This window comes from Corynebacterium sp. HMSC076C10, from assembly GCF_001812455.1.
Taxonomy (GTDB): domain Bacteria; phylum Actinomycetota; class Actinomycetes; order Mycobacteriales; family Mycobacteriaceae; genus Corynebacterium; species Corynebacterium jeikeium_D.
Genome location: NZ_KV809084.1, coordinates 25,000 through 38,802 on the forward strand (window position 1 = coordinate 25,000; position 13,803 = coordinate 38,802).

The 13,803-nt window shown below is 59.9% G+C and carries 9 protein-coding genes; 7 read left to right on the forward strand and 2 right to left on the reverse strand.

Annotated features, from left to right (window positions below):
* Window positions 1–63 precede the first annotated feature (63 nt).
* Window positions 64–2,283 (forward strand): 4-alpha-glucanotransferase, encoded by a 2,220-nt coding sequence (gene malQ, locus HMPREF2857_RS00160; RefSeq protein ID WP_070642037.1) that lies wholly within the window; start codon window positions 64–66, stop codon window positions 2,281–2,283.
* Between the two features lie 361 nt (window positions 2,284–2,644).
* Here the strand turns inward: malQ and HMPREF2857_RS00165 are convergent, their stop codons facing one another.
* Both HMPREF2857_RS00165 and HMPREF2857_RS00170 read right to left on the reverse strand, forming a co-directional pair.
* Entirely contained in the window at window positions 2,645–2,860 is a 216-nt protein-coding gene (locus HMPREF2857_RS00165) for a hypothetical protein (RefSeq protein WP_070642040.1), read from the reverse strand.
* Window positions 2,861–2,935: 75 nt separating this feature from the next.
* Complete coding sequence (locus HMPREF2857_RS00170) at window positions 2,936–4,990, reverse strand: M3 family metallopeptidase (RefSeq protein ID WP_070642042.1); 2,055 nt, start codon at window positions 4,988–4,990, stop codon at window positions 2,936–2,938.
* A 108-nt stretch (window positions 4,991–5,098) separates the two neighbouring features.
* Between HMPREF2857_RS00170 and HMPREF2857_RS00175 the strand changes: the two genes are divergently transcribed.
* From HMPREF2857_RS00175 to HMPREF2857_RS00200, 6 genes are all read left to right on the forward strand, one after another.
* Window positions 5,099–6,373, forward strand: coding sequence for a carboxylesterase family protein (locus HMPREF2857_RS00175; protein ID WP_070642186.1), 1,275 nt, complete (start codon window positions 5,099–5,101; stop codon window positions 6,371–6,373).
* Window positions 6,374–6,604: 231 nt separating this feature from the next.
* Window positions 6,605–7,093 (forward strand): PH domain-containing protein, encoded by a 489-nt coding sequence (locus HMPREF2857_RS00180; protein ID WP_070602940.1) that lies wholly within the window; start codon window positions 6,605–6,607, stop codon window positions 7,091–7,093.
* A gap of 60 nt (window positions 7,094–7,153) precedes the next feature.
* The gene (locus tag HMPREF2857_RS00185) at window positions 7,154–8,473 is read left to right on the forward strand and encodes a PH domain-containing protein (RefSeq protein ID WP_070602938.1); all 1,320 of its coding nucleotides are present in this window, start codon (window positions 7,154–7,156) and stop codon (window positions 8,471–8,473) included.
* A gap of 108 nt (window positions 8,474–8,581) precedes the next feature.
* Window positions 8,582–10,393, forward strand: coding sequence for a maltose alpha-D-glucosyltransferase (treS, locus tag HMPREF2857_RS00190; protein ID WP_070642043.1), 1,812 nt, complete (start codon window positions 8,582–8,584; stop codon window positions 10,391–10,393).
* A 32-nt stretch (window positions 10,394–10,425) separates the two neighbouring features.
* Window positions 10,426–11,778: a maltokinase N-terminal cap-like domain-containing protein gene (locus HMPREF2857_RS00195; protein ID WP_070642046.1), complete on the forward strand. Its 1,353-nt coding sequence runs from the start codon at window positions 10,426–10,428 to the stop codon at window positions 11,776–11,778.
* A gap of 59 nt (window positions 11,779–11,837) precedes the next feature.
* Window positions 11,838–13,754: an ABC transporter ATP-binding protein gene (locus HMPREF2857_RS00200; RefSeq protein WP_070642050.1), complete on the forward strand. Its 1,917-nt coding sequence runs from the start codon at window positions 11,838–11,840 to the stop codon at window positions 13,752–13,754.
* The last annotated feature ends 49 nt before the right edge of the window (window positions 13,755–13,803 follow it).

Here is a 13,803-nt window from a genome sequence, read left to right on the forward strand (position 1 = left end):
TCAGTAAATATTTCGATAACGAAGTGATTTACCTTACTACTGGCAAAGTTTTTCTAAACTGGCATGATGGAAAGAGTGACACAGGCAGCTTCCAATCCTCCCCTTCCCCCTCCACTCGCCGACCTCGCTAAAGATGTCGGAGTTGGGGTTTCCTACTACTCCACCGAGGGCCAACTCGTGCACGTCTCTCGTGAGACAGTGCTAAAAACTCTCGCTGCTCTCGACATCGATTTGGGCCCAGATCCCAGTGATGCCGACATCAACGACGCCCGTCGTGAGTGGGCAGACGCGCAGTGGTCTCGCCTTCTCCCACCCGTGGTAGTTACCCGCCAGGGCATCTTCCACCGAGTTCTGGTTCACGTACCGCACGGCAGCAATGTCAGCGTGACTGTGAAACTGGAGGACGGCGCAGAATGGCCCTGCGCTCAGGTGCACCACTTGGTTCCGCCACGCCAAGTCGGCGATGTGTTGATGGGAGAAGCCGCCTTCGCAATTCCAGAGGATCTGCCACTTGGTTGGCATCGCTTGCGCGCAGTCAACGATGACAACGTCGCTGAGTGCGATGTGGCCGTAACCCCCAACCGTCTCGCCACTGCCGACAAGTACGTGCAGAATCCTGCCCATGGTGTCATGGCACAGCTGTACTCGGTACGCTCCAGCCGCAGCTGGGGTATCGGCGATTTCGCTACCCTCGGCGACTTGGCACAGGTCAGTGCAGAGCACGCGGGCTCTGATTTCGTCCTCATCAATCCGTTGCACGCCGCAGAACCGCTGCCTCCGGTAGAAGACTCGCCGTACCTGCCCACCACGCGCCGCTATGTCAATCCGCTGTACGCGCGCCCAGAGCTTATCGACGAGTTCGGGTACCTGGACAAGGACGAGGCCGATGAAGCCCGTGCGCTAGCGAACTCTTTCCACCAACTCAATCACAGCCCTGATGAGATTGACCGCAACCCCATCTACGCTGCAAAGCTCAAGGTATTGCGGGCAATTCACAAGATCCCCCTGTCCAGCGCACGCCAGGCGGAATTTGACCGTTGGCTGGAGGCCGAGGGCCGTGGCATTTACGACTACGCGTCGTGGTGCACCGAGCGCGAACTCGCGGATCGCGCTGCTGCCCGCGATGCTGCACGCGCTTCCGCTTCTGATTCCGGTGCCGTAACCGAGAACGATATCGAGTTGGTTCCACCGTTGGGTAACCACGCCAGTGTCGAATCTCTGCGGGAGGAAATCTTCCACTTCCACCTCTGGGTGCAGTGGATTCTCGATCAGCAGCTCGGCCAGGCACAAGAGACAGCCCTGGATGCGGGTATGCGCATCGGCATCATGGCCGATCTTGCCGTCGGCGTGCACCCCGGCGGTGCGGACGCCGAGAACCTCGCGGATTGGCTCGCTCCTGCTATCTCTGTTGGCGCACCGCCAGACGGTTTTAACCAGCGCGGCCAAGACTGGTCGCAGCCGCCGTGGAACCCGCACAAGCTAGCCGAGGCCGGCTACCGCCCCTGGCGCGACATGCTGCGCACAATCCTTCGCCACGCAGGTGGCATTCGTGTTGACCACGTGCTGGGTATGTTCCGCCTCTGGGTCATGCCGCGGATGGAGTCCCCCGTCAATGGCACCTACCTGTACTTCGACCACGAGGCAATGGTCGGCATTCTCGCGCTTGAGGCCGAGCTCGCTGGGGCCGTCGTCGTAGGCGAAGACCTGGGCACTTTCGAGCCGTGGGTGCAGGACTACCTGGCCTCGCGGGGCATCATGGGCACCTCGATCGTGTGGTTTGAATCCGAGGGCGACCAGCCGAAACCACCGAGCGCTTACCGCAGCCTGTGCCTGTCCTCCGTCACCACGCACGATCTGCCACCGACGGCAGGCTACCTCGCAGGCGAGCACATCAAGCTACGGGAACGCCTGGGGCTATTGCTTTCCGACGTCGCGGAGGAAGACCGCCGGGACTTCGAGTGGATTCGAAAGGTTCTGGGCGCTGCCAAGGAAGCTGGCTGCTTTGGTGACACGGCTGCTGCGGACATGGATGTTCAGTCCCTTACTCGCGATAATCTGCCACCAATTGACGCACTGGTCACGGGCCTGCACCGCTTCCTCGACCACACGCCATCCGCGCTGAAGTGTGAGGCCTTGGTGGACATGGTCGGCGATCGTCGTACCCAGAACCAGCCGGGCACGAGCCACGACCAATACCCGAACTGGTGCATTCCGCTAACCGATGCCGAGGGCAAGGCCGTGCTTGTCGAGGACCTGCCTCGCTTCCCCGGATTTAAGCGTTAATTGGTTCGAGAACGCTTAGTCCCTCATTTTTGCTGTTCACCGATCTTTCAGGTTATGTGCCCGGCACTAAAATCGAACCTAAAACTGGAAATCGGTGACTGCACCAGCGATGAGGATGAGAAGAAGTAAAACGATTAGGGCAAGTAGGACCTTCGAGTGCCTCGACCGATGCATGCTAACTCAGCTCCCTACTGCGAAATATTTGCGAACTACCCAACTCTAGCCTGTTGGGCAAATTTCCTAATACTTTAAGACATACCTTAGGGCAGCGATAGCGACCCAACACTTAAAGGGGGCTTGTCCCAGCTCAATTCATCGGGACTCCCGGTGAGCTATCTACAGGCCACTACCTCATCGGCTACTAGCTCTCGCTGCCCGCTCCTCGACGCTCCTGCGAACGCTCCCGCCAGCGCACTGACCTCTGCCACAGGCGACCGCTGACAACATCGATTGCGCCAACGAGAACGAAAGCAACAAACCCTCCGACTACCAGCAGAACCACGCATAGCACGCTGACCTGCGCAAGCAGTGGCAATTGGATAAGCCACTGCCCTACTCTGTCGAATGCTTCTGCCATGAGTGCCAACCTACCCTGCCGGTGACCGGAATAACCAGTGGGCGGCGGTCGCGGGGCTCGTCGTAAAGCGTGAAGCTAGGCATCAGTGCCCGACAGCCCGCGGCGTTCGAGGAGCGGCTGGATGTCCTTGTCGCGACCTCGGAAAGCACGGTAGGCGGCCATAAAATCGATGGCGCCACCACGGGAGAGAATCTCTTCACGGAAGTGGCTGCCGCCGCTGATTGTGGCACCGCCGTTGTCGGTGAACCAACCGAAACCGTCCGCGTCGAGAACCTCTGCCCACAGGTAGGAGTAATAGCCCGCCGAGTAACCGCCGGCGAAGATGTGGTTGAAGTAGCGGGAGCGGTAACGCGGAGCCAGGTGGGGAACGTCGAGGCCGAGTTCAGCGAGTGCTTCCGCTTCGAAAGCGTCAACATCGGTGACCTGAGCTGCTTCCTCCTCGGTGAGGCTGTGCCAGGCCAGATCGATGGCGCACGCGGCGAGGTACTCAACGGTGGCGAATCCCTCACCAGCGGTGCGGGCCTTCTTCACCGACTCGACTAGCTCGGCCGGGATTGGCTCACCGGTACGAACGTGGACGGCGTAATTGGCCAGAATGGACGGTTCAAGTGCCCAGTTCTCGTTGATCTGGGAGGGGAATTCCACGAAGTCGCGCGGGACGTTAGTGCCCGAGAAGGTCGGGTATGTGACGTCGGAAAGCAGACCGTGGAGGGCGTGCCCGAACTCGTGGAAAGCAGTGGTGACCTCGTCGAGCGTCAGTAGCACCGGGGTGCCCGGTTCGGTTTCGGCGATGTTCATCACGTTGACCACGACTGGCAGGCGCCCCAGCAGACGGGACTGGTCCCTAAACGAGCTCATCCACGCACCACCGCGCTTGGTCGGACGCGAGAAGTAGTCCGTAATAATCAGGCCGATGGTCTCGCCTCCGCCCTGGCGTACCTCCCACACGGTCGTGCCCGGCGCGTATCCCTGCAGGTCCTCGCGCTTGACTACCTCGATGCCATAGAGCTTGCGGGCAGCGTAGAACACGCCGTCTTCGATAACACGGTGGAGCTCGAAGTAGTTCTTGAGTTCCTCCGTGTCGACTGCGAATTCTTCCGCTTTACGACGGCGCTCCCAGTATGGCCAGTCAGCGCCCGTGACCGTCTCATCGCCAGCCAGATCAGCGACCCGCTTGTACTCGCCTTCAGCATTCGCAATGGCAGCTGGCGCCAGGTCTGCAATGAGCTTCCGAGCAGCTTCTGCGGTGGTTGCCGTCTCCTTGGCAATGACGTAATCCGCATGCGTGTCGTAGCCGAGCAGCTTGGCACGGCGGGCACGCAGGCGCGCCATTTCCAGCACAATGTCGGAGTTGTCGAACTTGCCGGAGGCAGCACCCGCACGCCCCAGTGAGGCTTCGTAGAGCTTGGCTCGAGTAGCCGGATTATCCAGGTCAGCCAGCTGTGCCGGAGTTGACGGTAGGTCCAGCGGAATCAGCCACGGCGCATCGGTGTCGGCCTTTTTCGCGTAGGCGGCGAAGGACGCAATGGCGTCGTCGGAAAGCCCGGCGAGTTCCTCGCGGTCGTAGATCTCCACGGCGCGCGCGACGGTGTCCTTCAGCAGGTTTTCGCCAAAGGCGGTGGACAGCTCAGAGAGACGGGAATTGATGCGGCTGAGCTCGGCTTTGTCCTCGTCGCTGAGGTCCGCACCGGCGCGCTGGAAGTCTTCGCGGACTTTCTTCAGCAGCAGCTTCGCCTCTTCCGGATTGGCGGCGTCCTCAACGCTGTCGATGGCATTGATGCGCTGCCACAGGTCACTGCGCATGCGAATCTGATCCAGGTGTGCAGTGAGCTGCGGGGCAATCTCGGCTTCAATTTCCATGCGGACATCGGTGGCGTCCGTCCCGGCAACGTTGAAGAAATAAGCAGCGACGCGGTCCAGATCCTGGCCCGCCTTTTCCATTGCCTCGATGGTGTTAACAAAGGTCGGCGCCTCCGACGACGTGGCGATGGCGTCGATCTCGCGCGCATGGCTGCGCATTGCTTCGCTAAAGGCCTCGCGGACGTGGCTGTCATCGATTGTCGCAAAATCTGGCAATTCGCAGAACAATTCCGACGGTGTCAACAGTGGATTTCGTGCATCATTGGTCATAGTGAATTCAACTGTAGCGTGCTCGAGAAACCAGAGTGCGCCTACCGTCTGAAACAGGCTCCCCGCCGTTCTGGCAGGACCAACCGTGACGAGGAGGCGTTTTCCGCCATGACAGAGACGACTATTTCCGCTCCCTGCGGGAGGCTAACCGGCCGTATTCACGATGGCGCAATACAAGTTTTCAATATTGATTACGCAGATGCTGCTCCGTTTGCCGCGTCGGCACCGGTGGCTGACGGGCCACAGTCGGGCACTCGGCGCTGTGAACCCGAGCGCGAATTAGTTCTCGCCGTCACCGCACCGGCTGAGCCCGCGGACGCTTCCTATCCCGTATTGCTGTGGATCCATGGTGGTAGCTACGAGTTTGGGCATCCCTCCGAGCCCTGGACGGACGCGACGGCCTTCGCACAGGCGGGCATCGTCACCGTTTCGCTTGGATACCGCAAGGGCCTCGAGGGATTCTGGCGCGACAGTGAAACAGAGACCTACCGGGCCATTGATGACCTGTATCTGGGGCTGCAGTGGGCTCGTCGTAACGCGCCTGCCTTCGGCGGCGATATCGACAACATCACTATCTCGGGGCAATCGGCGGGTGCGGCGCTGGCGCTCACTCTCGCTGCCGACGAACGCACTCGCGGCCAGATCCAGCGCACCATCGCCATGTCGCCGGCCTTCTCGCTGCTGTCGGGCTCGCGTCTCCGCCGCACGTTGGCGGGCATCGGTGTGGGACGTGCGCCGTCCACCGACGTCTTTTCGCGTGCCGACGAACGCAGGGTCGCTCGAGCCCAGAAATTGGTGTCGGCATCCTCGCCTTCGGATCCCGCAATTGGGCCTCGCTTTGACAGCTTTGCTCCCACACTGCCAACGATGGTGACCGCCACCAGCGAAGAGTTCTTCTCAGAACCGCCGGTTGTGGCGATGGACAAGTTGCCCATGCGGGAGTGGATGGCTCGGCGCTACGCCAAGGGGCATCGCGGCCACGGCGAATTTCCGGCCACCGCCTATGCCGAGCGCCCGATGGGGAATGTCATTTCTGACTCAGCGATTCGCTCATACGCTGTTAAAGTCGCCGAACGGTCCGTGGCGGCTGAGCTGGATGTGTGGGCGGCACAGTTCGAACCGGGAGAGGGGTTGGGCTATGCACCTGCTGGCCGCACCAGTGGCGCTCCGCACTGCATCGACATTGCACGCTTCTTCGGTATGAAAGAGCCCAACCATCCATTCCACCAAGTGGCGGTCGAGTTCATCCGCGAAGGCACCTCACACATGCCCCGCTACAACGACGACCGCAAGGTGACCACCTTTGCTGGCGCTAACGCCCAGGCAGTCGAGGACATTGCCATCGATGCGTGGGCGGCTCCGCGCCAGCTCTTTGGCGCATAAGGCATAAGGCGGGTGAGGCTTGCGCTGGTTAGCGCTGTGCTGTTGCGCTCAACAACTGAGCCCAGCGACTTAAGCTGGCAGAGTCTGCATGTACCGATAAATCTCTACGCAGACCAAAATGGTGATCAGCGTGATGAGTACTGCTATGAGTTTCCTGCGATCCATAGCCACCGTTCTTACCGAAGCACCAGGCCAGACGCAAGCTTTACCCTCTGTGTTTAACTGTTAACTATGGAGCCGCTTAATTTATTAGTCCCCGAGAATTCCGCGCTGCAGCCGGTCGACCCCGCGCTGGCTAAGGTAAAGCGAGTCGCGCATGCCGCTCCCCTGCTAGTTATCACGATTGCAGCCGTCGTCGCCGCTGTGATGTGGACTCCGTGGATGTGGTTGGGCGTCCTCGCCTGCGTGCTCTACTTCGCATATATCTACTGGCTCATCGGCCGCCGAGTTCGTGCCCACCGATACCTCGAAGAGGACAACGACTTCATTGTTGCGTCCGGACGCTGGTGGCGCTCGGTCACTGTTGTCCCTTACGGACGAATCCAGTTCATCGACATCGATGAAGGACCTCTCCTTCGACTATTCGGACTGGCAACGCTGAAGCTCAACACAGCATCGGCGAGCTCGGATGCAGCCGTCCACGGTTTGCCACGTGAAGAAGCGCTCGCCCTGCGCGCTCGTCTATCTCAGCGCGCCCACGACCGGATGGCGGGTCTCTAAATGAGGCATAGAGTTCATCCCCTATCTCCGCTGCTCAAAAGCTTTGCCACAATCGCTGCGGTGACTGCATTCGCAGTCGCGAATCAGTGGCAGTTGGCCGTTGCTGTCGTGACTCAGCTCTACGACTGGGCATGGCTCGGTCTCCTTGTCGGTACCGGTGCGGTCGCCATAATTATTGGTCTGATTGCATTTTTCTCATGGCTATCCTGGCGGTATACGTTCTACGAACTCACCGACGATGAGGTTCGCTACGGCTCCGGATGGCTACTGCGTTCTCGACGCGCGGCACGGCTCGACCGCGTGCAGGCGGTGGATATCAACCAACCATTGTTGGCGCGTATTTTCGGGCTCGCCGAAATTGTCATTGAAACAGCCGGCGGCTCCGATTCGCACTTCACAATCAAATACCTCACTCCCCCGCAGTGCGAACAGTTCCGCGCCGACGTGTTGGGTGAGGTAGAAAAGTTGGACACCGAACTGGCACATTCGCTTTACGACGGTGACACCCCTTCCGCGCCCCTAGACTCCAGCGCCCACATGTCCTCCCGCATGTCCGCCACAAAGACCATCTTTGGCCCGGTCGATGTCGGACGGCTGATTGCATCCGTGGCCATTGGACCCGGTCTTTTCGTCGGCATAGCTCTCATCCTCCTCGCCGTTGTCTCTGCGCTGTTCACCGACTTCATCGTGGAAATCCTCAGCGGAGTAACCATCACTACTCTGATTGTGATTGGCAGTTTCGCGCTCGGCCTTTTCGGAGTACTAAATCAGTCGTGGGATTTCACGCTGAAGGTGTCGTCGGAAAGCAGGCGTCTGGCGATTACCGCCGGACTGTTGTCGACGCGCGCCCAAACCATTCCGATTGATCGCATTCATGGCTTTAAAGTGGTGCAACCTCTCTGGTGGCGTCCGTGGAAATGGTCCCGCGCGGACGTTTCGGTGGCCGGCTATGGCCTGGACAGCACACAGTCGAACAACACACTGGTGCCAGTGGCACCGGCACCGGAGACGGACGCGATTGTCGATTACCTGATGACTGAGATTGCGGGACCGTCCTCCGCGGATGACCTGTTGGGCTCCTGGCAGACTCCACGCACGGCATGGTGGCTCAGCCCAATTGACTGGAAATTCCAAAAGGTGCAGGCCACGCGGCGGGGTCTTTTAGTGACAAAGGGCCGGTTCTGGCATACGCGGTTCATCGTTCCCTGGCAGCGTATTCAAGGACATACACTGATTATTTCTCCGCTGAAGAAAGCGGCGGGAGTGGCAAACGTGCGAATCGACATGGTGCCGGGAGCGGTCACTCCGGTGGCAACGGAGTTGAAGTTGGATGATGCGTACCAGCTCACCGCGCTGATTCAAGAACACAAGGCTGTTTAGAATGCTATTTAATGAGGTCTCCCAGGACGGCCGTCTCGCGCGGTCTTGTGGGATCTCGCAGGAAAACTCTCTCTGCAGGCTAGTGGCATAGTCATTACGCTGGGATGCATGACTATCGCCAAGGAAGATTACGAGTGGTACCGCAGCGCGGTGTTCTATGAGGTGCTCGTCCGGGCCTTCTTCGACTCCGACAACAACGGCTCCGGCGACCTCAAAGGGCTGACGGAGAAGCTCGATTATCTGCAATGGCTGGGCGTTGACTGCCTCTGGCTGCCGCCTTTCTACGACTCCCCGCTGCGCGACGGCGGTTACGATATCCGCGACTTCCGCGCCGTGCTCGACGAGTTTGGCACGGTCGAGGATTTTAAGGTGCTTCTCGACGAGGCCCATGCGCGCGGTATCCGCGTTATTACTGACCTGGTGATGAACCACACCTCCGATACCCATGAGTGGTTTCAGCAGTCGCGCACTGATCCGGATGGCCCCTACGGCGACTTTTATGTCTGGACTGATGACCCGGACACTTACTCGGGCGCACGCATTATCTTTGTCGATACCGAGGATTCCAACTGGACCTATGACCCGGTGCGTGGCCAGTACTACTGGCACCGTTTCTTCTCCCACCAGCCGGATTTGAACTATGACAATCCGGCGGTGCAGGAAGCGATGCTCGATGTGCTGCGCTTCTGGTCCGATCTCGGCATCGATGGCTTCCGCCTCGACGCTGTTCCCTACCTCTTCGAACGCGAAGGTACTAACTGCGAGAATCTGCCCGAGACCCACGCTTTTCTGAAGCGCTGCCGCAAGGTCATGGATGAGGAATACCCGGGTCGCGTCCTGCTGGCGGAGGCCAACCAGTGGCCCTCCGATGTGGTGGAATACTTCGGCGCCCCGGAGGTCGGTGGCGACGAATGCCACATGGCTTTCCACTTCCCACTCATGCCACGCATTTTCATGGCGGTGCGCAAGCAGTCCCGCTTCCCCATCTCGGAGATCCTGGAGTCCACGCCAGAGATTCCGTCTTCGGCTCAGTGGGGCATTTTCCTGCGCAACCACGATGAGCTGACGCTGGAAATGGTCACCGATGCCGAGCGCGACTACATGTACGCCGAGTATGCGCACGATCCGCGGATGAAGGCCAACATCGGCATTCGCCGTCGTCTAGCGCCACTGCTGCAAAATGACCGCACCCAACTCGAGCTTTTCAACGCCCTGTTGTTGTCCCTACCGGGTTCGCCGGTGCTCTACTACGGGGACGAAATTGGTATGGGCGACAACATATGGCTCGGCGACCGCGATGGCGTGCGCACCCCCATGCAGTGGTCGCCCGACCGCAATGCCGGGTTCTCCAAGGCTGACCCGGGTCGGCTCTACCTGCCCACTATTCAGGATGCGACCTACGGCTACCAGGCGGTCAATGTCGAAAACCAGGCGAGCTACTCCAATTCGCTGTTGAATTGGGTGCGTCGACTAATTCAGGTCCGCAAACGCTATGAGGCTTTTGGCCTCGGTGATTTCCGCGAGTTAAACAGCGACACGGCCTCTGTTCTGACTTATTTGCGCACATTCGGCGACGAAGTACTGCTGTGCGTCAACAACCTGTCCTCCTATCCCGCGGCCGTCTCACTAGATCTGTCCGAGTTCGCCGGTGCCACACCGGTAGAGCTCACGGGTTCGGTACCCTTCCCCACAATTGGCTCCGATTCCTACCAGATCACGCTTCCTGGCCACGGTTTCTACTGGTTCGAAATCCAGCTTCCGCCAGAGACAAACGCCGAATCGAGCGTCTCAATGTCCGCGCCGACAATCCCGGTTGCACAGGCGATATCGGACGCGCCGGTGACGTCATCACGCGAGCACTCCGGCACCGCCACCGATGCCAATGCCGATGCCGTCACAAACGCCGATAATAGAGAGTGATCTTTTAAGTCCCGAAAGGCGAATGAACTGAAATGACTATTCCCACCGCCGATTTCATTGCCGAAGAGCTGGCAGACACACTGGTCAGGATGCGCTTTTTCGCTGACAAGGTCTCAGACATCGACCACGTCGAGATCCTCGCGCTTGACCCCGTACTGCGCGACAATCCCAACAGTCCCGATGTCGATATCGCATTGGTGAGAGTGCACACCGCCCATTCCGCACCGACCTATCAGCTGCCCATCGCTTGGGCGCAGGACGTCCCCGAGGGCCACGAGCAGTCCCTACTGGTTCGCGCCGAGGGCATCGTCGGCTACGACGCTCTGATCGATTCGGATGCCATCACGGCACTCGGCCAGAAGCTTTCCGACGAAGGCAAGCTCGGCCGCATGGAACTGCGGCGTGTGCCGGGCTCTGAGCAGCCCCGACCGGAATCCGGCCGCCCCATGGGAGTCGAGCAGTCGAACACCTCGGTCATTTTCGACGACCGCGTGATGTGCAAGTTCTTCCGTCGCCTCTACCCCGGTACTAATGCCGATGTGGAGCTGCTGGCCGCACTGGCCCAGGCGGATTGCAAGTTCGTCCCCGAGCTTTACTCCTGGGTGGAGACCACCATTGGCGAAGACACCTACACCACCGCCATGCTGCAGGAATTCGCACCGAACTCGGTGGATGGCTGGGAGCTGGCTCTTGGCGCAGTCCGCGATGCCATCCGCGACAGTCAGACCCCGCTGGAAGATTTGGGCACCGACTTTACATCCGAAGCGCGTGCGCTCGGCGAAGCAGTGGCCTCGGTACACAGCAGCCTCGCTGCCGCTGTCGCGGTAAAGAAGCGTCTGACCGGTGCGGAGCTGGTAGCCCCACTGCGAGCTCGCCTGGACTTCGTCGCTGGTGTGGTGCCACAAATTGCTGAGGTCAAAGATAAAGCGCAGGCTATCTTCGATCGCGCGGAGGCTGCGGTTCCGGAAGGTGGTGCCGTCGTCCAGCGAATCCACGGTGATCTGCACTTGGGGCAGGTATTGCGCACGCCGAGCTCTTGGCGCTTGATTGACTTCGAGGGCGAGCCGTCGCGCCCGTGGGAGGAGCGCCGTCTGCCGGATCACCGCCTACGCGATATCGCCGGCATGATTCGCTCCTTCGATTACGCCGCTCATTACCCGCTGCTGACCGGACGTGAAGACACCGAGGCAGCTACCGAGCGTGTTGAGCAGTGGGCTCGCCGCAATATCGATGCGTTCTTGGAGGGCTATGGCGATGCCAGTGACCCGGCGCTACTGGAGGCCTTTGTACTGGATAAGGCCATCTACGAGTGCCTTTACGAAGCGCAGAACCGCCCCAACTGGCTGCCGCTGCCGCTTGGTGCTGTGCGCTCGCTGTTAGGATAGGGCTTTTGTCGCAGTAATTTCATCGCGGGAGTGATCCTCCCGCAAGATAGAGGTCTTTCGTGCGTCTGCTCAGCAGAATCCTGTCCACTACACGAGTGCTCTGGCCTTTCTATATCGGGGTCATCATCTGTTCGCTGGCCACCGCCGCCGCGTCGTTGATTAGCCCCTTCCTCATCCGCGATGCCACCGACGCCATCGTCGGCGCGGTGTCCAGCGATGAAGGCTTGAGCCAGGCGGCGATGTCCGATACCACTCGCACGGTAATCTGGCTGGTCATCGGGCTGCTAATCGCAGATCTGACGCAAACCATCGTGCATAACATCGGTGGTTACCTGGGCGATGTGATGACTGCGCGCATGCGCGAGATTCTGTCGACCCGCTACTATGCAAAGCTGCTGTCGCTGCCGCAACGCTATTTCGACAGTCAGGTCACCGGCACAATTATCTCCCGCCTGGAACGCTCGATTACCAATATCACGCAGTTCCTCCAGGCGTTTTCCAACAACTTCTTCCCAATGCTGTTGACCGTCGGCGCGGTACTGGGCATCACCGCCTGGCACTACTGGCCACTGGCGATGCTGTTGATTATCGTTTTCCCGGTCTACACCCTGCTGACCGCGTTGACCTCGAAGCGCTGGCAGAAGATTGAAGCGAAAAAGAACGAACAAATCGATATCGCCGGTGGCCGTTTTGCCGAGGTCATCGGCCAAGTCAAGGTTGTCCGCTCCTTCACTGCAGAGCTGCGCGAAATCGCTTTCTTTGGTTCCCGCTTCCGCCGCACCATCTCCCTGACCCGCGATCAGTCAACGTGGTGGCACCGCATGGATGCCCTTCGCGGGGGTATTTTGAACATCATCTTCGCAGGCATTTACCTGCTGCTTTTCCTGCGTACGCTGTCGGGAGAATTCTCCATCGGCACCATGGTCATGCTCATTCAGCTGATTAACATGGCGCGCCAACCAGTGACCATGATGAGCTTCCTGGTCGACGCTGCCCAACGCGCAGTCGCCGGTTCGCGCGATTACTTCAAGGTCATGGAGCTTACTCCAGAGACCCGCACGCAGCCGGAGCTGCTCAGTGCAGCGACCGCGAATAACGGCGACTTCGACTCCGCGTCCGTTGGTTCCACCGCAGACGCAGAGTCCGTCGACAGTGCCCACCGTTCCTCCCTGGAACGCGCAGCCGAACAGGAGGCAAATGGCGCTCCCATTGTCGACTTCGACGCAGTGGATTTTGCCTACGTAGAGGACAAGACGGTGCTCTCCAATGTCAGCTTCCAGGCGTACTCGGGCCAGAAAATCGCCCTGGTCGGCGAGTCGGGTGGCGGCAAGTCCACCATCGTCAACTTGCTGCTCGGCTTCTACGCCCCGACCGCAGGCCGCTTGAGCGTGCTGGGTTCGGATGTCTCCGAGGTTTCCGGTTCCACTCTGCGTGCTGGCTCTGCCGTCGTGTTCCAGGACTCGTCACTGTTCTCCGGCACGATTCGGGAGAACATCGCCTACGGCAACCCCAACGCCACCGACGAAGAAATCATTGCCGCCGCGAAGAAGGCCAACGCCGACGACTTCATCCGCAGCTTCGCCGACGGCTACGACACCACTATCGGCGAGCGAGGTCTGAAGCTCTCGGGTGGCCAGAAGCAGCGCATCGCCATCGCGCGCGCAATTTTGAAGGATGCTCCCCTACTCATCCTGGACGAGGCCACTTCGGCGCTGGACACCAAGGCAGAACGCGAAGTTCAGCGAGGCTTGGACAAGCTGATGGAGGGACGCACAACGGTTATCATCGCCCACCGCCTGTCCACAATTTCCGATGTGGACACCATCGTGACGCTGCGTGACGGTCACGTCGACGAGGTCGGCGCACCCGCAGAATTGGCGCAGACTGACGGTATCTACGCCGAGCTGCTACGTCTGACGGCTTCGGCCTCGGCGGCGGATCGTCTGCGCCTGAAGAAATACGGCATCAAGGGGTAACGCGCCGTCGTCAAGCATGCAGGAAACGCTTGACGACGGACCCCCTGCG